Source organism: Weissella sagaensis (genome assembly GCF_005405285.1).
Lineage (GTDB): Bacteria > Bacillota > Bacilli > Lactobacillales > Lactobacillaceae > Weissella > Weissella sagaensis.
On the sequence record NZ_BJDT01000004.1, the window covers coordinates 16703 to 35413 of the forward strand.

Below are 18711 nucleotides of genomic sequence, written 5' to 3' on the forward strand. Positions count from 1 at the left end.
AGTTGTGTGCACACAACTAGGGTGCTAATCATTTATAATTGTCACTTTTCATCATTACTAATCAACAAACAGTACGCGAATTGCCTCAGGTACCGCAAAATCTTTTTGAATAAGCGTTAACTTCCCTGACTCATTGTCACGTGCATAAACTGAAACATTATCAGTATTTTGGTTCGCTGCAATCAAGTAATTTTCTTCTGGATTCAAAGCAAAATCACGTGGGAAGTCCCCCTCTGTTGAAATCCATTGTATATGTTCAACAGCGGCACCATTATCTTTAACAGCAAACACGGTAATAGAATTATGACCACGATTTGATGTATAAATAAAGCGACCATCTTTTGATACATAGATAGCAGCACCACCGTTGTGTGCATCCCAATCTTCTGGAATCATAGCAACTGTTTGCAATAATGTAAATGAACCGTCTTCGTTATATTCCAATACTGATAACTTTGATGATAACTCGCCTAATAGGTATGCGTAGCGACCATCTGGGCTAAAACGAATATGACGTGGTCCAAACCCAGCTTCAGTTGTATAAGTAGCCTTTAATGTCAATTTACCTTGATCAGAAACATCAAATGTTAATACCTTGTCAGCGCCTAAATCAACGACAACAATTCGATTATCAGGTGTTAAATTACTAAAGTGAACATGTGTGTGTTCTTGTTCTGGACGAGGTCCATCCCCTTCTGATTGATAAGTATCAGCCAAAGCAAGATTACCTTGTGCATCAATTGTATAAACATCTAGTGTTCCTTTATGATAATTTCCTGTATAAACTAATTGACGTACTTCATCAACAGCAACATATGCAGGTGATGCACCGTCAGTTAATACTTCTTGTTGTAAAGTGGCTTGACCGTTAGTATAATCATACACTGCGATACCACCTTGTCCATTATTTTTATCAACTGCGTAAAGTTTATTTGCTTTGCTTAGTGCCAAATAAGTTGGTGAACCAATTTCTGCAACTAGTTTTGTATTAGCCAGAGTACCTGCTTGTGTATCAAAATCTGCAGCATAAATCCCCTTTGAAACACGCTTTGTATACGTTCCAAATAAAATATGTTCTAATGCCATTAATTTGCCCACTTTCTTGAATATTGTTTATTTTAAATTGTTAACATTATAACATAATTTAAAGATACAATTAAACGCATACGACACATACAAAAAAAGACACAAATAAGATTATTTGCGTCTTTTAAAATGAGTTTAAAAAGATTTAATATAATCCCATTATAGGATTACTACATTTAACACGACGCATACCATAACATAATTAAATCATGGTATAACTGTTTTAAAATCATCTTTTAACCACTTTCAATATTATGAAACAACGTATTGCTTAGTTTGATTTAACATCCAAAGCCATAAAGTTAGCTACCTTATTAGCTTGATTTGAAACACTTTGCAAACTTGCTAAGCGATTTTGTTTAACGGGTTCATTATCAACCATAACCATGGTTTGATCAAAATAAGCTGCAATAGCAGGTTGTAATGCTAATAATGCCTTCAGCAATTCATCAGTTGTCAAGTCTGATCCTGCTAACAACGAAGCTTCTGCATATAATTGACTTTCAGCAGCATTTTCAAATAACGCTGAATCAACTGCTACATCAGTTGGATTTTTAGTTGTCAAGCGCATAACACGCGTCAAAGATTCAACCCCTTCACGGAAGTTTTCATCATCGATATGTGCCAACAAAGCATTAGCTGACTTAAACATTTGTGTCGTATCAGTTAACGTTCCTGTTGTTACGGCATTGATAACATCATAACGAACTTTTTGCGTTTGTAGGGACTTAACGACACGATCTGTCAAAAATGCGACAACGTCATCGACAACACTATCTAAATTAGTTACAACATCCTCTGGCAAGCCAAAACGAGTATTTTCAGACTTAATCTCACTAATTAAGTCAGTCAAAATTGCGTCAATCGACAAGTCCCACTCATTATCATGCAAGATGTTAACAACACCAGAAGCAGCACGACGTAATGCATAAGGGTCATTTGATCCAGAAGGTATCATGTTTCCAGCAAAGAACGTTAATAGGCTGTCTAATTTATCAGCCAATGCTAACACTTTACCTAACTGAGACTCTGGTAACTCACCGTCAGCTGAAATTGGCATGTAGTGTTCACGAATAGCTTGTGCAACAGGGGCTTCTTCACCAAAGATAAGTGCATATTTTTCACCCATGACACCTTGTAATTCGTCAAATTCACCAACCATACCCGTCATTAAGTCAAATTTATAAATTTCAGCGGCACGTGCTAGTTGTTGTTGTTGCTTGTCAGTTAACGCAACACGACGGCCAATAATTGCAGCTAATGCCTTAACTCGTTGCGTGTGACTAGCAACAGAACCCAACTTAGCGTGGAATGACACAACATTTAATTTATCATTATAAAAGGCAATGTCGTGCTTTTGATCTTCATGATAAAAGAACTTTGCATCTTCCAAACGGGCAACTAGCACCTTTTCATTACCTGCAATGACGTTATCTAAGTGTTCAGCGTTTCCATTTCGAACTGAAACAAAGTATGGCAACAAAGAACCATTCTCATCCACAACATGGAAGAAACGTTGGTGCTCACGCATTGAAGTAATCAAAACTTCGTCAGGCAATTCTAGATATTCAGGATCAAATTTACCCACAAAAGCGGTTGGATATTCAACGATATTATTAACTTCTTCTAATAAATCATCATCTTTTTCAACATGCCAACCATTCTCAATGGCCAACGCATCAATTTGTGACACAATATTTGCCTTACGTTCATCAGCAGCTGCTTGGACGTATACCTTGGCTAAGTCATCAACGTAATCAGTTGCATTAGCAATATCCACTGATTGACCTAAGAAACGGTGACCACGAGTTTGACGGCCTGATTTAACATCAAGCACTTCGAGTGGCACAACCACGTCATCCAACAAAGCAACAATCCAACGAATTGGACGAATATACTCAAAAGTATGACGTGACCACTTCATAGTTGTGGTAAATGTCATGCTAGTAATAACATCTTTCATACCAGCTAATACTTCAGCTGCTGGTTTACCAGCTTCGAATTTTGTCACAAAAATGTATTCATTACCCTTAAATTCTTTAAACGTAATATCATCGGTCGTTAAACCTTGACCACGAGCAAATCCTTGGGCTGCACGTGAATAGTTACCTTCTTTATCAAAAGCAGCTTTTTTAGCAGGTCCTTTAACTTCTTTCGTTAAGTCATCTGCCTTATCTGCCACGTCTGAAATCAAAACTGCCAAACGACGAGGAGTTGAAAATGGCTTAATTTCACCATATTGTAGACGATTGTCTTTCATAAAATCAGCCGCACGTTCAACCAATTGGTTAATTGCTGGTGTTACCAGTTGTGCAGGCATTTCTTCCAAACCAATTTCTAATAAAAAGTTTGCCATGTTAGTTTTCCTCCTCATCAGCTGGCAAATACTTTGCCCGCAATGCTTCATCCTTTAACAAAGGGAATCCCAGTTTCTTACGCTCATCGATAAATGCACGTGCAACTGAACGTGCCATATTACGAATACGTGAAAGATATTTAGCACGTTCAGTAACTGATACAGTACCACGTGCATCCAACAAGTTAAAAGTATGTGATGATTTCAAAATGTAATCATAAGCTGGATGTACTAAGCCATCAGCCAATAATTTCTTAGCTTCAGCTTCATATTCATTAAAGTGGCGTAACAACATCTCTGAGTCTGACTTTTCAAATGAGTAAACAGAATGCTCATATTCAGGTTCTTTAAAGATGTCACCGTACAAGACACCATTTCCCCATTCCAAGTCATAAACTGTTGGTACATCTTGAATGTATGATGCCAAACGTTCCAAACCATACGTAATTTCAGACGTAACGGCATCAACTTGAATACCACCAACTTGTTGGAAATAAGTGAATTGGGTAACTTCCATACCATCAAGCCAGATTTCCCAACCAATACCAGCAGCACCCATTGATGGGTTTTCCCAGTTATCTTCGACGAAACGAATATCATGGGCTAGTGGGTCAATTCCCAAAGCTTTCAATGAGTCTAGGTATAATTCTTGAATATTATCAGGGGATGGCTTCATCACTACCTGGAATTGATGGTGTTGGTACAAACGGTTAGGGTTGTCACCATAACGACCATCGGCTGGACGACGTGATGGTTCAACATAGGCAGCATGCCATGGTTCTGGACCATTAGCACGCAAAAAAGTGTAAGGACTCATAGTTCCTGCACCTTTTTCCGTATCATAAGCCTCCATTAACATAGCCCCTTGATCGGCCCAAAACTTTTGTAACGTCAAAATAATATCTTGCACACTCATTTTTGCGCTCATTATGACAAATTCCTTTCTTTTGACCAGGAAAAACCACAAAAAAGCCCTACATCAACCATACTAAAACGGTCAATGTAGGGACGATAATATCGCGGTTCCACCCTACTTCTGGTATCACTACCAGCAGCTTTTTTCATTTAGTTTATTAGCTAATGACGCCCCTTAATTACAATCAGACCATTCTCACATTAACAATGGCTTGCTGTGCTGATTATTAATTAATTCTTTCATTAGTATGCGTAAGCTTTACAATTTATAAGTTTAGCACGCCTTATCGTCTTGTCAATAAGGATATTTTAGGACTTATCCCCATCCGATTCTGGTTTACGAGTTATCATACGATTTTGCCAACTTGCTAATTGTTGAATAAACGATTTAGCACGTAAATGAATCCCAACCTGGTCATCATATAATTTATCCATTAACCGGGCCATTTCTTGTTTTGTCTTGTCTTGTAAATCTAATGAGCCAAGCAAGTGCAAATCGATTTCAGCTAATTTAGATAAAATACGTACAGCGCGACTATCAATATGCATCCGATAGGGATCAACCTCCCAATGCTGCTGACACAGTGTACCATTCAATTTTTCAGAAAAATCTAATGGTAAATCGCGACGACCGCACACCACACATTCTCCCCATGTTGGTTGAATCCCAAATATGGGTAACAATTGTAACTCAAAATAATTAGCAATCCCCTGCGGATCTAGTCCTTTTTGTAATTTTTGCATTGCTTCAGCCACTAAATCGTACCATTTAACAAGCGGTTGATTATCAACAAATGCTGCATCAATCAATCCAATAATATAAGTCATATAGGCATTTAGAACAATGTCTGTCATTAAAAATGATGTCGGTTGTGTTTCTTTAACATCGTTAATAAAGCTTAGTCCACTAGTATTAATGACGCCTTCAAATGTTGCCATACTTAGAGGTTGCATTTCTGCAGCAAATTGATATCGCTTGCTCTTGCCGTAACGAACATAAAACATGCGCTTACCCGCTTGTCGCGTTAACATTTTAACCATCAAATCTTTTTCTTTATGATCACGTTGATACATCACAATTGCATCAAAAATTTCTGTCATTGCTTTCACCTACTAAAAAAGAGACCCAACAGCCTCTTTTTCTCACTAAATATCTGAATCTTCTTTATAGCCGTATGATTGCAAAGCTTGTGGCTTATCACGCCAACGGTCTTCAACTTTAACCCAAGTTTCAAGGAAAATCTTATCACCTAGCAAGCGTTCGATATCCTTTCGTGCACGAATACCGATTTGTTTAATCATTGCTCCTTGCTTACCAATGACAATATTTTTTTGACTTGAACGCTCAACAACAATAGTTGCTTGCACGTGTAAGTGTTCTTCATCTTCTCTTTCAATTTTATCAATAACAACTGCAACAGAATGAGGGACTTCTTGACGTGTTAATTCAAGTACCTTTTCACGAATCAATTCACTCATAATAAAACGTTCTGGATGGTCTGTGATTTGGTCTGCTGGATAATATTGTGGACCCGCCGACATATGATTCATTGTAAACTGTAACAATTCCGGTACACCCTCACCCGTCAAAGCAGATACTGGGAATATTTCAGCAAAATCCATTTGCGTATTATAGTCAGCAATTTGGTCTAGTACTTCTGCACGGTTAATCAAATCTACTTTGTTAATAATTAAATAGACAGGTGTATTCGATTCCTTTAGTCGATGGATAATGAAATCATCTCCCACACCACGTTTTTGATCAGCATTAACCAGCATCCACACCATGTCAGCTTCACGTAAAGCAGACATGGCTGTTTTTACCATAAAATCACCTAATGAATTATGAGGCTTATGAATCCCTGGTGTATCCATAAATACCATTTGGCCTTCATTAGTTGTATAAATACCTTGTATTTTATTACGTGTTGTTTGTGCTTTAGGTGACATGATGGCTATTTTTTCACCAATCATTTTATTCAAAAGCGTTGACTTTCCTACATTAGGACGACCTACTAACGCAATAAAACCAGACTTAAATTCTTGTTCGCTCATCAATATTCTCTCTATTTCTTTTATTTTATCTAAAAACCATTTGTAGATTAGGCAACAAGTACGGTTGAAAAATTAATACACCCACAACAACTGCAAAAACAGCAGCAGCTAAAACACCACCAGAGGCCACATCTTTGGCTACTTTAGCTAGCGGATGATAATTTTCACCAACAATTAAATCAACAATTGCCTCAACAATTGTATTTAAAAATTCAGCACTAATAACCGTAAAAACAGCAACTGAAATCCAAAGCCAATCTGACCGACCTAAATCTACGTATATACCAACAATCAAAACAATACAAGCAGCAAAAATATGAAAACGCATATTACGTTCACGTACTAATAATTCACCAATCCCAGCGATGGAATGACCAAATGCTTGTAAAAAGTGCGAGTTCTTTTCGACTTGCTTTTGATTATTGCTTTTTTTATTATCGTTTGAGTCCATAATTATCTAATATTTCTCGTTGTAAATCAAACATCACTTTCTCGTCTGCTTCACTCAACATATGATCATAACCATTTAAATGCAAAAATCCATGTACTACTAAGAACCCTAATTCACGTTCATATGAATGTTCTAGATATTCGGCTTGCTCACCAATTTTATCAACTGAAACAATGATATCACCAATATTTTTAGCAATTTCTTCACTCATATCTTCATCCATTAATAATGGTAAATCATCGCCATCATCTTCAATCGCGAATGAAATAACATCCGTTGGTTTATCTAAGCCGCGATACTCCCGATTATAACGCTGAATTTCATCGTTATTAACAAATGTTACTGACATTTCTGTGTTATCAGGTAAAGAAATGTACTGACCGGCATAATTCAACACATCATTTACTAATTTGATTTGTTCTTCAGGCACTCCTGGTTGTGATTGATCAATTATTGCTAAGTCCATGTTTAATCCTTTTCCATTGTCTCTTTCTTTTCTGCATTGTATAAATCATAAGCATTAATAATTGCCCCAACGACCGGATGACGCACAACATCATCTGCGTTGAAATTAATAAATGCAATATGATCAACATTTTTTAATATGTGTTGTGATTGAATTAAACCAGATTTTGTATGAGATGGTAAATCAATTTGAGAAATATCACCATTTACCAACATTTTCGAACCAAAGCCAAGTCTAGTTAAAAACATTTTCATTTGTTGTGGCGTTGTATTTTGTGCCTCATCCAAAATAATAAATGCATTATCCAACGTTCGTCCACGCATATATGCTAGTGGCGCAATTTCAATAGTTTCACGATCCATTAAACGTTCTGTATGTTCTTTACCTAAAATAGCATAAAGCGCATCATAAATTGGTCGTAAGTATGGATCAACTTTTTCTTTTAAATCCCCTGGTAAAAAGCCCAAACTTTCGCCAGCTTCAACGGCTGGGCGCGTGATAATGATACGTTCAACATCACCACGTTTAAGTGCTGCTATCGCCATAACAACAGCCAAATATGTCTTACCAGTACCAGCTGGTCCAATCCCAAACGTCACATCATTTTTTCTAATTGCATGAATGTAGCGACGTTGACCATAGTTTTTTACTCTAACTGGATGACCTTTGGCATCACGTAATAAAGTCTCAGTATACATATCTTCAAAATATTCAATCGTCCCACGCTTAGCCATGTTAATTGCTGAAATAATATCTGCTGGGCTAATTTTAACACCACGTTTTATCAAAGAGGTTAATGCACTGATAACTGCTTTAGCTTGTGATACTTGTTCTTCATCACCTTTTATCGTTAATTGTGTACCTAAGACTGACAAACTAACGGCTAAGCCTTCTTCAATTAAATTTAAATGACTATCCTGTGGACCAACTAAACCAATTTCTTGTTCTGCATTTTCAAAATGATAATTCTCTTCAACTTGAACTGTCAACCGCTACATTCCTCACATTTCAAAATATTTGATTGCCTATAAAATTATAGGCTAATCATCTATGTATCGAGGTTACCCCCGCTTAACTAAATTATAGTAAAGTTTGTACTTTTTGGCTAACCATCTTACCGTCAGCTTTTCCTTTAACCTTTGGCATTAGTGCACCCATAACTTTCCCCATATCTGCTTTACTGGTAGCACCAACTTGTGTAATTGTTTCTTGAACAATTTTTTCAACTTCAGCTTCTGATAGTTGTTCTGGCATGTACTTTTCTAATACATCAATTTGATTTTGAATGCCTGCTACCAAATCATCACGACCAGCTTCTTGGTAAGATGTTTTTTCTTCAACACGTTGTTTCATTTCACGTGATAAGACTGTCATTTCATCTTCATCAGTCAAATCATGACCAAGTTTAATTTGTTCATTTGACAAAGCAGATTTTACCATACGAATAACACTTAAAGTCTCTTTATCCTTAGCTTTCATTGCCGTTTTCATATCAGCTGTTAATTGTACTAGTAATCCCATTTCTTAACTCCTATTGTTTTTCTTTATTATACAACAAAACCGGACTATCAACTAGGATAGCCCGGCATAGATCGTTTTACCGACCCTTCTTGTTCTTACGCTTACGTGCGGCCTCAGCCTTCAACTTACGTTGTACTGATGGCTTAATGTAGTATTCACGCTTACGGTATTCTTGTAGAGTACCGTCCTTTGATACACCACGCTTAAAGCGACGGAGAGCATCATCAAGAGACTCATTCTTACGAACAACAGTCTTTGCCATAATGTTTACCCTCCCTTCACGTGTGAAGATTTCAACTTATATTTAATATACGTCGCACACTTTGTTCTTTACTATCTTATCAAAAATAGCATTATTGTCAATGCTTTCTTTAAAATCCTTATTACAATTTTGGTTCGTAAAAGCCACCAAATATTCGATCAACCTTCCAAAGTGATGCCCAAGCAGTAGGGTCTGCTTTAAAAATAGCTTCATGTAACTCAAATTGCTCATACATTGAAATAACCGTAAACAAAATTTCCTTATTATGATGATTGTAACCCCCCTCAGCATGATGGACAATTGTAATCCCCCGGTGCAATTCATCTTGAATTTCCGCAATGACTTGCTCTGCATTTTCAGTCACAATCATAACTTGCATTTTTTGTTGTCTTGTATATACCAAATCAATAACACGAGCATTTACTACCAAACCAATTCCGGTAAACAATGCATACTGCACACCAAACATGATGCCTGATGCAATCAATATAAAAAAGTTGAACGTCAAATTAACGGCTCCCATTTTAGCGCCTGTCTTATGACGAATCAAAATACCAATTATATCTAATCCACCCGTTGATAACCCATTACGTAATGCAAATCCAGTCCCAAATCCGTTTACTGCACCACCAAAAATCGCCATTGCTAGCGGATCTTCTGTCCATAATTGCGCTGGTTGTTTAATCCAATTCATTGCTAACGCTGCCAGCAAAATAGCTAAACCTGTAAAAAAGGCAAATCGTTTACCAATTTTACGGTATGCTAACAAAAATAGTGGCAAATTCAATATAACTAGCCATGCACCAACAGGGATACTCACGTCGAATACTCGCCGAATTAAAGTATTTAATAATTGCGCTAAACCTGTAAACCCTGATGAATAGATATGCCCGGGTGTCCAAAAAAAGTTTAACGCAATCGCTGACGCCAATGCATAAACCATCGCGCTTCCAATACGTGTCGAATATTTATGATGATCTAGATACTGTTTTAACTGGTCCATTATTCCTTTTCTTTCGTCATACAATCCAATAAAGTCGTTTATGATTTTATCATGGTTAATCAATATATCAAAATTATTTTAAATAACCTCCCTCACAAAAAATTGCCTTGCATTTTATAACCGCAAGACAATTTCTAGATGAATGTTATTCTTCAGCCATATTTGGTGCCGTAACATCTGCGTAAACAGGTGCCGTTAACTTCAAATCACCAACAACTTGCGCCTCAGCAACTGGCGTTGGTGCTTGAGTCATTGGCTCAGTAGCCTTTGAATTCTTTGGGAATGCAATTACTTCACGAATATTATTTTGACCAGCTAACAACATTGCTAAACGATCAAGTCCCAAAGCAATACCACCCATTGGTGGGAATCCATATTCCATTCCTTCTAACAAGAAGCCAAATGCTTCATGTGCTGCTTCTTTTGTAAATCCAAGTGCAGATAACATCTTTTCTTGGACAGCCATTTGGTGAATACGAATTGAACCTGAGCCTAATTCATAACCATTCAAAACTAAATCGTATGATTGTGCATGTGCTTGATGAGCACCATCAGTTGTTTCTAACAATGGCAAATCTTCTTCATTTGGCATCGTAAATGGATGGTGGGCTGCAATCCAACGATTTTCTTCTGGTTGATACTCAAATAATGGCCAATTAATAACCCATGCAAATGCCCAGTTATTTTGATCAATCAAATCAAGTTCTTGCGCTGTACGACGACGTAAAGCATCTAAAGTGGCTGCAACAACATTTTTATTATCAGATGCAAATAATAATAAGTCGCCCGTATTAGCCCCTGTTGCTTTTAGTAATGCTTGTTCCTTGTCCTTTAAGAACTTAGCGATTGGACCAGTAATACCATCTTCACCAACTTTTAACCAAGCCAATCCCTTAGCGCCAAAACGTGTCACATATTGGGCCATCTTATCAATATCTTTACGTGAATAGTGTTCTGCTCCACCTGGTACAACAATTGCCTTTACTTCACCACCGGCTGCAATTGCATTAGCAAAAACACCAAATTCTGAATCAGCCATTAATGCTGATAAATCTTGTAGTTCCATGCCAAAACGCATATCAGGCTTATCAGTTCCAAAACGACGCATAGCATCAGCATATTCGATAACTGGAATATTGTCAGCATCCAAGTCATAATCAACTGTTTTTTTCATAATTGCAGCAACCCATTCACCAACCAAAGCCATAATTTCATCTTGATTCATAAAAGACATTTCAACATCAAGTTGTGTAAATTCTGGTTGACGATCGCCACGTAGATCTTCATCACGGAAAGCACGTGCAACTTGATAGTAGCGATCAAAACCAGCACCCATTAATAATTGCTTAAATAATTGTGGTGATTGTGGTAATGCATAAAATGAACCTGGATATACACGTGAAGGTACAAGATAATCACGTGCACCCTCTGGTGTTGACTTAGCCAAATAAGGCGTTTCGATATCAATAAACCCATGCTCGTCTAAAAATTCATGAGTTGCAGCCGTAATTTTTGAACGAATACGCAAATTACGTTGCATTTCAGGACGACGCAAATCTAAGTAACGATACTTCAAGCGCAATTCATCTGACACATTAATATCGTCTTCAATATAAAACGGTGTTGTCTTTGATTCTGATAGAATTTTCGCATCAACAACTTGCACTTCAATTTTCCCTGATCGCAAATTATTGTTAACAGCCCCTTCACCACGTGATTTAACGGTTCCAACGACTTCAATAACGTATTCTGTACGCATACTTTCAGCAACTTGCAAAGCAGCCTCATTAAATTCATTAGAAAACGCTAATTGGACGAGGCCTTCACGATCACGTAAATCAACGAAAATTAAGCCACCTAAATCACGACGCTTTTGTACCCAACCTTGTAGGGTTACCGTTTGTTCTAAATACTTTTCATCAATTAAACCTGCATAATTTGTTCGCTTCATAATTATTGTTCCTCGTTCTCTTCTGCGTCTGTCACATAGTCTGGCAAATTAGTGTACAATTCGACCAATTTTACAGTAATTTCTTTACCAGTACTCATGTTTTTAATGTTCGCACTTTGCTCAGCTAATTCACGTTCACCAATCGTAATCATATAGCGCGCATTTAGACGATTAGCCGCTTTAAATTGCGCTTTTAATTTCCGATCTTCATAATCACGATCAGCACTATAACCAAATGAACGAATTGCTTGTACCATCTGCATTGCCGTAACATCTGTATCATCACCTTGATTAGCAACATAAACATCCAAATTATTAGCTGTTGGTAGTGGGGCATTTTCCGATTCTAGTAACAACATCAATCGTTCCAAACCAATTCCAAAACCAACCCCTGCCATTTCAGGACCACCAAATTGTGACACAAGACCATTATAGCGACCACCACCTGTGATGGTTGCCCAACCATGACCTAATGCTTTGGCTTGTGTCATTACTTCAAAAATTGTGTGGTTATAGTAATCCAGGCCTCGCACAACCGTTGCATCTACTTCATAATCGATGCCTAATGCATCTAAATACTGTTGTACTTTTTGCCAGTGCTGCTGTGCATCTTCAGTTAGGTAATCTAAAATTGATGGTGCATCAGCAACAATTTCTTGATCCTTAGCATCTTTTGAATCAAGCACCCGCAATGGATTTTTTTCTAGCCGTTCTTGTGAATCATGTGATAATTCATCGAAATGTGGTTGTAAAAAGTTGATCAAAGCCTGACGGTAGTTTTCACGAGATTCTTGGTCACCTAATGAATTTACTTTAACTTTCAAATTCGTAATACCAAGTGTCTGGAAAAAATCAACAGCCATTGCAATTACTTCAGCATCTAACGCTGGTGATTCTGATCCTAATGCTTCCACACCAATTTGGTGAAATTGACGCATACGACCTGCTTGTGGCCGTTCATAACGAAACATTGGTCCAATATAAAAGAGCTTATATGGTTTAGCATGTTCAGGACCATACAATTTATTTTCTACAAAAGCTCGAACTACCCCAGCTGTTCCTTCTGGACGCAATGCGATATGCCGATCACCTTTATCTTTAAAATCATACATTTCTTTTGTTACAACATCTGATGTATCACCAGCTGAACGTGCAAAAATATCGAAATTCTCAAAAATTGGTGTCCGTACTTCTGCGTATTGATAATCACTAAATAACAAACGCGCAGTTTCTTCAACATAATGCCATTTAATAGCGTCTTCCGGTAATAAATCAGCAGTTCCTTTAGGCTTTTGGAATAATTGTTTTGCCATTGTTTTTCTCCCATCATTTTCAAAAAATAAAAGAGCACCCCCAACGATAATTAATCACTATCGTCAAGGGTGCTCATCAAAAAAGCACGGTACCACCTTGTGTTTGGCTAAAAACCGTAACGTGGTTCAGCGCACAATTATGTGACCTTAAAAGTGTCCCCTCAATCTTGACAATACGGACTTACACCTTACTCCGCTCGCTTGATTTGCGCTAATTGAGTTTTCTTTCTCATCGGTTTTATTTCAAATATTATACTTCATTATCTTATAGTTATAAAATACCGTCAAGTAAACATTTATTGTCCAACCGTAACTTGACGTGTTAGATAATTTTGTAAGCCAATCGGTACAGCTTTAGCAACTTTTTCTTGATATTTTTTTGATTTAATATAATTAAAATCTTTTTTATTATTCATATAACCACTCTCTAATAAAATGGCTGGCACTGTATTTTGACGAATAACTAAGAAATCACCAAATTCAACGCCTTTATTTATTAGCGGCAAGTTCATCGCTGTATTCACACTTTTAGCTAAAGCATACGAGCCATTGTTTTGATGATAGTAATATGTTGTATACCCAGTCGCTTGATTTTTTGATGGTGCCGAATCAAAATGGAACGACACAAATAAATCAGCATGTTTATTTTCAGCAACTTTCGGAATGTTTGCTAAATAAACTAACTTATCTGTACTACGTGTCATTATGACCCGAGTACCAGATTTTTCTAACTCTTTTTTTACACGCTTAGCTAACTGTAACGTATAGGTCTTTTCATATTTACCATTACTTGATAACGAACCTACATCCGAACCACCATGTCCAGGATCCAAAACAACCGTTGCCTCAGATAAAGGGGTAACCTTTTTCAAGGGCGTTTTCCTTTTAAGTAGCCAACCAGCAACCCACCCAGTGGATTCATCATCACGTCGAACTTGATACCAACCCTCTTTTTTTTCAATAATTTGTAAGTGCTCACCTTTTTTTAAAACAGATATTGGTGATCCATTAATACCATATTGCTTCCGTAAAGTTAAATTAGGAATTTGTACAGTTATTTGTTGTTTATGTAGCATAATAACTGTCAATGAAATGGCCGTACTCAACATGATAATGACAATCACTAAAGGTGCCCAAAATTTTATTAACCATTGTTTTATTAATTGTATGATTTTTTTCACAATCGGAACCTCATATTTTGATTATCTGACCATAATTTTACCCTTTTTTATAAAAAATAGCGATATTAATACAATAAAAAATAGTTGCTAATAATCTAACAACTATTTTCCTCAATTTCAATTTTTAGAAAGTCTTACCTGTCCATTCATTAGCAGGTAATTTATCAAAGTCATAATTTGCAATATCTGCAACGTCAGTCACAACCGCATGTGCTGGTGCTGAAATCATCAAATTAATAGCGCCTTCTTTTTCTTTCACTAGAATAACCGGTTTATTCATGGCTTCTGAATAGCCAATTTCCCAAGCCGTTCCTGGATCAACATAGTCATTGTCATAGTCAATTACAGCAACAACTACTTCTGCCGGATCCAAATGTTCTTTGTCACCCTTATAGATAGCTGCTGCCCATTCTTTTGAACCAAATTCAAATTCATCATGTACTTCAGTGCGTGGACTAAAAAAATCAGCAACTGTTTCGTTGTCAGTTAATGCTTTTTCTAATCTTTCAATACGATCAATTTGTTCATCATCAAAAAATGGTCCAGCTAAGTATACGCGTTTCATAAATTTATCCTCGTTATATATTATTAGTATATTTTATTTTAACCAATAAATACCGAACAATCAATTATAAAACCACTTACTTTTGAATAATTCAAGAACTTAAAATGAAATTTCGCTTACTTTTAATGACAAATATACTGACGTTGCTCATTTTTCAAACCACTCAAAACAAACTTTGCTGTATCTTGTTGCGTATCCAATTGACGGTCTAGTGGACCACTTAATTGATTATCAAAAATTGTTTCATATTCTGCAATTGTAATTTGCTTTCGATTAGCTAATAATTCTTCTAACTGACCATTAATCAAACCGGCTTTAAAATGAGGACGCAATGTTAATGAATAAAATTCCCCTTCAGCTCCTGAACCATATGAGAACATCCCAACGTGATCACCAGCTTTTAAAGTCTTTGAATTATCTAATAACGAATATAAACTCAAGTACAATGACCCAGTATATAAATTACCAATTCGCTTATTATAAACACGACTAGCTTCAAATTCTCTCATCAAATTAGTCTGCTGTGTCTCACTTGCCTCTGGCAGAACATCACGTAAAGCCTTTAATCCCATCTTAGTAAAGGGTAAATGAAAAGCCAAAGCTTGAAAATTGTTAATATCTAGCCCTGTTTTTTGCTTATATCGTGTCCAAATTGCTTTAAAAAAATCTTGATAAATATTAGCTGAATATTTACCATCAACGCGAGCAGTATCGGCGTATATAGGCCGCCAAAAATCCATTACGTCACGTGATAAATATTGACTATCCTGATTGATTTGAGCAATCGCCGGATTAGCTGATACTAACATGGCAACTGCACCACCACCCTGTGTTACTTCACCACTTGTCTTTAAGCCATAGCGTGCGATATCTGAAGCAATTACTAACACTTTTTCAGTTGGATGTAGCGTCACGTAATCTCGAGCCTGCATTAAGGCAAATGTACCAGCATAACATGCCTGCTTTAACTCAATTGTACGTGCATATGGATTAATTCCCAACAAGCGTTGCAAATAAACAGCACCTGATTTTGAATTATCAATTCCTGACTCAGTCGCAAATAAAATCATTGTGATTGCCTTACGATCTGAAGCGGTCAACATTTCATCAGCAGCATTAGCTGCCATCGTCACAACATCTTGTGTCGGTGGGATAACAGCCTGTTGCGTCTGACCAATACCAATAAGGTATTTATCAGGTTCTTCACCACGCGCATTTGCTAATTCAACCATATCAATATATTGTTGTGGTGAAAAAAAGCTCATTTTATCAATTCCAATAACTGTCATTTTTATTACCTGCCATTTATTAATTAATTACTTCACTAATTTTTTGCATAATTTTTCGTGCTATTGACAATTTATCTTGTAATGGTAACACTTCTGGTTCTTGATCTTTAGTCAAAATAGTCACCTGATTCGTGTCATAGCCAAATCCAACTTGATGTTTAGAGACATCATTAGCAATGAGCATATCTGCATTTTTCTTCACTAATTTTGTTTGTGCATACGCTAAAAGATTTTGTGTTTCCGCAGCAAAGCCAACCAAATATTGCTCTTTTTTCATTGCACCTAACTGAGCTAAAATATCAGGGTTTTCTACTAAGGTCAATGTTAATTCACCTGATGCTTGTTTTTTTAATTTATTTACAGCAGGTTCACCTACTCGATAATCAGATACAGCTGCTGCCATAATGATGACATCGGCTGTAGGAAGTGTTGCTATCATTTGTTTAGACAAATCCTGTGCTGATTGAATATGAATGGTTTTAATACCAATTGGATCCGGTAAAGTTGTCGATGCTGATACCAAAGTAACCTGTGCACCTTGTTCGGCAGCTGCTTTAGCAAGGGCATATCCCATCTTACCTGATGAACGATTTGAAATATATCTAACTGGATCAATTGGCTCAATTGTCCCACCTGCTGATATCACAACATGTTTATTTTTCAAAACCCCTTGTTTTTGATACAACTTCAACTCGCTATACGCTAAAATATCAGTTGGTTCTGGTAATCTACCTTTGCCTGCGTAACCTTCAGCCAAAAAACCTTCAGCTGGTTGAATCACAATATCACCATCTGCCATAATAGTTTGTAAGTTTTTTTGGACTGCTTTTTGGAGATACATGTTTTCATTCATCGCTGGTGCAATAATCAATGGTGTGTGTCTAGCTGCTAACACCGTACTAGCAGCATCATCTGCAATACCGTTTGCTATTTTAGCGATTATATTAGCAGTTGCTGGAACAACAAAAATATAATCTGCCCAATCAGCCACAGAAATATGATCAATTGTTGCTGCTGTCGATTCTGAAAATAAATCTGTTAAAACTGGTTCATTCGTTAAGACTGCCATCGTTTTAGGCGTGATAAACTCTGTTGCTGATTTTGTCATTACAACTTTAACATGCGCTTTTTCTTTAATTAATAAACGTGCAAATGTTGCTGATTTATAGGCAGCAATCCCACCACTAACAATTAATACAATATTTTTTTCTGAAAACATCCACTGTTCTCCTTAATATTCAAAATCACAATATGCTAAGTTTACCACTTTGGTTAACTGAAATTTAAGCATTATTTACAATCGTAATTTTAGCGACATTCTACATTAATGGCAAACTTTTTAAATTTTTTGTAAACTAAGTATTGCATCATTTCAATTCATCTGGTATATTATTAAACGTTGTTGAAACAAACATTTTGTAATTTTATGGCTCATTGGTCAAGCGGTTAAGACTCCGGTTTTTCACACCGGCATCCAGGGTTCGACTCCCTGATGAGCTATTGGTTTCATCCAAATATTTCATTTTATGGCTCATTGGTCAAGCGGTTAAGACTCCGGTTTTTCACACCGGCATCCAGGGTTCGACTCCCTGATGAGCTATTGGTTTCATCCAAATATTTTCATTTTATGGCTCATTGGTCAAGCGGTTAAGACTCCGGTTTTTCACACCGGCATCCAGGGTTCGACTCCCTGATGAGCTATATTTACGACTAGGATATTTATTATCCTAGTTTTTTTATACTTGAAACCCCTTTTAAATATCGGTATAATATATAATGTTATGGAGCTATGGCAGAGTGGTAATGCAGCGGACTCGAAATCCGCCGAACCGGTGTTGAGCCGGCGCACGGGTTCAAATCCCGTTGGCTCCTTATTGAGGTTTAACAAACGCCTACAAATCAACGTTTTCGTTGATATAACAAGGTTTGATACACATTGAATTACACATTTGAAAGTTATGTAATTCCGTGAAATGCCATTGAAATTATGCTTAATGTGTATTTTGATGTGTATTTCTGACAATCAAATAATTAGGGACTACCCACCGTGTAAATATGTCGCTGTTCACTTGCTGAACGGCGTTTTATTTTGCTCTTTTATTGGGAATGGATCTACATGATCAATAACGGTCGTACCTGCAAATACGGCCGTTCCTTTTTGGGGTAGTTCATAAGCACACGCACATTTATAACAAGTGTAGGTTTGCCTACGGTTGTAAAAGTGGTGGTCACTCACTAGTGACTAGCACGGTGTAGGTTCGCCTACGCCCTACCTACTAAATACGGTGGTTCATGCG

17 protein-coding genes and 4 tRNA genes are annotated in these 18711 nt (G+C 36.9%); 4 read left to right on the forward strand and 17 right to left on the reverse strand.

Annotated elements, in window-relative coordinates; genetic code table 11:
* Positions 1–57: 57 nt before the first annotated feature.
* The 17 genes from FFM55_RS04850 to coaBC all read right to left on the reverse strand — a co-directional run bounded on the left by FFM55_RS04850 (position 58) and on the right by coaBC (position 17633).
* On the reverse strand, positions 58–1086 hold the full coding sequence (locus FFM55_RS04850) for a lactonase family protein (RefSeq protein WP_042493503.1): 1029 nt from the start codon (positions 1084–1086) through the stop codon (positions 58–60).
* 271 nt (positions 1087–1357) lie between these two features.
* On the reverse strand, positions 1358–3442 hold the full coding sequence (gene glyS / locus FFM55_RS04855; protein ID WP_042493501.1) for a glycine--tRNA ligase subunit beta: 2085 nt from the start codon (positions 3440–3442) through the stop codon (positions 1358–1360).
* Position 3443: 1 nt separating this feature from the next.
* Positions 3444–4370 carry a glycine--tRNA ligase subunit alpha gene (gene glyQ / locus FFM55_RS04860; RefSeq protein ID WP_042493498.1) on the reverse strand — a complete coding sequence of 309 codons (927 nt, stop codon included), beginning with the start codon at positions 4368–4370 and terminating at the stop codon, positions 3444–3446.
* Between the two features lie 296 nt (positions 4371–4666).
* Positions 4667–5458, reverse strand: a complete 792-nt coding sequence (gene recO, locus FFM55_RS04865) for a DNA repair protein RecO (RefSeq protein ID WP_042493496.1) — start codon at positions 5456–5458, stop codon at positions 4667–4669.
* A 45-nt stretch (positions 5459–5503) separates the two neighbouring features.
* On the reverse strand, positions 5504–6412 hold the full coding sequence (gene era / locus FFM55_RS04870) for a GTPase Era (RefSeq protein WP_042493495.1): 909 nt from the start codon (positions 6410–6412) through the stop codon (positions 5504–5506).
* Positions 6413–6437: 25 nt separating this feature from the next.
* On the reverse strand, positions 6438–6863 hold the full coding sequence (locus FFM55_RS04875) for a diacylglycerol kinase family protein (protein ID WP_042493493.1): 426 nt from the start codon (positions 6861–6863) through the stop codon (positions 6438–6440).
* Complete coding sequence (ybeY, locus tag FFM55_RS04880; RefSeq protein WP_042493490.1) at positions 6847–7329, reverse strand: rRNA maturation RNase YbeY; 483 nt, start codon at positions 7327–7329, stop codon at positions 6847–6849. The genes FFM55_RS04875 and ybeY overlap by 17 nt, the downstream gene beginning before the upstream one ends.
* 2 nt (positions 7330–7331) lie before the next feature.
* The gene (locus tag FFM55_RS04885; RefSeq protein ID WP_042493489.1) at positions 7332–8318 is read right to left on the reverse strand and encodes a PhoH family protein; all 987 of its coding nucleotides are present in this window, start codon (positions 8316–8318) and stop codon (positions 7332–7334) included.
* A 91-nt stretch (positions 8319–8409) separates the two neighbouring features.
* Positions 8410–8850, reverse strand: coding sequence for a GatB/YqeY domain-containing protein (locus tag FFM55_RS04890; protein ID WP_042493488.1), 441 nt, complete (start codon positions 8848–8850; stop codon positions 8410–8412).
* Positions 8851–8926: 76 nt separating this feature from the next.
* Positions 8927–9112 carry a 30S ribosomal protein S21 gene (gene rpsU, locus FFM55_RS04895; RefSeq protein WP_042493485.1) on the reverse strand — a complete coding sequence of 62 codons (186 nt, stop codon included), beginning with the start codon at positions 9110–9112 and terminating at the stop codon, positions 8927–8929.
* 121 nt (positions 9113–9233) lie between these two features.
* Positions 9234–10115, reverse strand: coding sequence for a YitT family protein (locus FFM55_RS04900; protein ID WP_042493483.1), 882 nt, complete (start codon positions 10113–10115; stop codon positions 9234–9236).
* A 145-nt stretch (positions 10116–10260) separates the two neighbouring features.
* On the reverse strand, positions 10261–12066 hold the full coding sequence (gene aspS, locus FFM55_RS04905; RefSeq protein WP_042493481.1) for an aspartate--tRNA ligase: 1806 nt from the start codon (positions 12064–12066) through the stop codon (positions 10261–10263).
* A gap of 2 nt (positions 12067–12068) precedes the next feature.
* Positions 12069–13379: a histidine--tRNA ligase gene (gene hisS, locus FFM55_RS04910; protein ID WP_042493478.1), complete on the reverse strand. Its 1311-nt coding sequence runs from the start codon at positions 13377–13379 to the stop codon at positions 12069–12071.
* A gap of 296 nt (positions 13380–13675) precedes the next feature.
* Positions 13676–14560: an N-acetylmuramoyl-L-alanine amidase family protein gene (locus FFM55_RS04915; protein WP_170999658.1), complete on the reverse strand. Its 885-nt coding sequence runs from the start codon at positions 14558–14560 to the stop codon at positions 13676–13678.
* Between the two features lie 124 nt (positions 14561–14684).
* Positions 14685–15125: a nucleoside 2-deoxyribosyltransferase gene (locus FFM55_RS04920; protein WP_042493476.1), complete on the reverse strand. Its 441-nt coding sequence runs from the start codon at positions 15123–15125 to the stop codon at positions 14685–14687.
* Positions 15126–15247: 122 nt separating this feature from the next.
* On the reverse strand, positions 15248–16414 hold the full coding sequence (locus FFM55_RS04925) for a hydroxymethylglutaryl-CoA synthase (RefSeq protein WP_137600616.1): 1167 nt from the start codon (positions 16412–16414) through the stop codon (positions 15248–15250).
* A 19-nt stretch (positions 16415–16433) separates the two neighbouring features.
* Entirely contained in the window at positions 16434–17633 is a 1200-nt protein-coding gene (gene coaBC / locus FFM55_RS04930; protein WP_137600617.1) for a bifunctional phosphopantothenoylcysteine decarboxylase/phosphopantothenate--cysteine ligase CoaBC, read from the reverse strand.
* 209 nt (positions 17634–17842) lie between these two features.
* On the opposite strand from coaBC, the gene FFM55_RS04935 reads away from it, so the two are divergent.
* The 4 genes from FFM55_RS04935 (at position 17843) to FFM55_RS04950 (ending at position 18286) form a co-directional block, all read left to right on the forward strand.
* Positions 17843–17914: transfer RNA gene (locus tag FFM55_RS04935), tRNA-Glu, on the forward strand.
* A gap of 28 nt (positions 17915–17942) precedes the next feature.
* A tRNA-Glu gene (locus tag FFM55_RS04940) sits at positions 17943–18014 on the forward strand.
* A gap of 29 nt (positions 18015–18043) precedes the next feature.
* A tRNA-Glu gene (locus tag FFM55_RS04945) sits at positions 18044–18115 on the forward strand.
* A gap of 82 nt (positions 18116–18197) precedes the next feature.
* Positions 18198–18286, forward strand: a tRNA-Ser gene (locus tag FFM55_RS04950).
* The last annotated feature ends 425 nt before the right edge of the window (positions 18287–18711 follow it).

Excerpts from the sequence above, each read along its gene's own strand:
- FFM55_RS04850 (WP_042493503.1), bottom strand. The coding sequence starts at position 1,086 with ATGGCATTAGAACATATTTTATTTGGAACGTATACAAAGCGTGTTTCA.
- glyS (WP_042493501.1), bottom strand. The coding sequence starts at position 3,442 with ATGGCAAACTTTTTATTAGAAATTGGTTTGGAAGAAATGCCTGCACAA.
- glyQ (WP_042493498.1), bottom strand. The coding sequence starts at position 4,370 with ATGAGCGCAAAAATGAGTGTGCAAGATATTATTTTGACGTTACAAAAG.
- recO (WP_042493496.1), bottom strand. The coding sequence starts at position 5,458 with ATGACAGAAATTTTTGATGCAATTGTGATGTATCAACGTGATCATAAA.
- era (WP_042493495.1), bottom strand. The coding sequence starts at position 6,412 with ATGAGCGAACAAGAATTTAAGTCTGGTTTTATTGCGTTAGTAGGTCGT.
- FFM55_RS04875 (WP_042493493.1), bottom strand. The coding sequence starts at position 6,863 with ATGGACTCAAACGATAATAAAAAAAGCAATAATCAAAAGCAAGTCGAA.
- ybeY (WP_042493490.1), bottom strand. The coding sequence starts at position 7,329 with ATGGACTTAGCAATAATTGATCAATCACAACCAGGAGTGCCTGAAGAA.
- FFM55_RS04890 (WP_042493488.1), bottom strand. The coding sequence starts at position 8,850 with ATGGGATTACTAGTACAATTAACAGCTGATATGAAAACGGCAATGAAA.
- rpsU (WP_042493485.1), bottom strand. The coding sequence starts at position 9,112 with ATGGCAAAGACTGTTGTTCGTAAGAATGAGTCTCTTGATGATGCTCTC.
- FFM55_RS04900 (WP_042493483.1), bottom strand. The coding sequence starts at position 10,115 with ATGGACCAGTTAAAACAGTATCTAGATCATCATAAATATTCGACACGT.
- aspS (WP_042493481.1), bottom strand. The coding sequence starts at position 12,066 with ATGAAGCGAACAAATTATGCAGGTTTAATTGATGAAAAGTATTTAGAA.
- hisS (WP_042493478.1), bottom strand. The coding sequence starts at position 13,379 with ATGGCAAAACAATTATTCCAAAAGCCTAAAGGAACTGCTGATTTATTA.
- FFM55_RS04920 (WP_042493476.1), bottom strand. The coding sequence starts at position 15,125 with ATGAAACGCGTATACTTAGCTGGACCATTTTTTGATGATGAACAAATT.
- FFM55_RS04925 (WP_137600616.1), bottom strand. The coding sequence starts at position 16,414 with ATGACAGTTATTGGAATTGATAAAATGAGCTTTTTTTCACCACAACAA.
- coaBC (WP_137600617.1), bottom strand. The coding sequence starts at position 17,633 with ATGTTTTCAGAAAAAAATATTGTATTAATTGTTAGTGGTGGGATTGCT.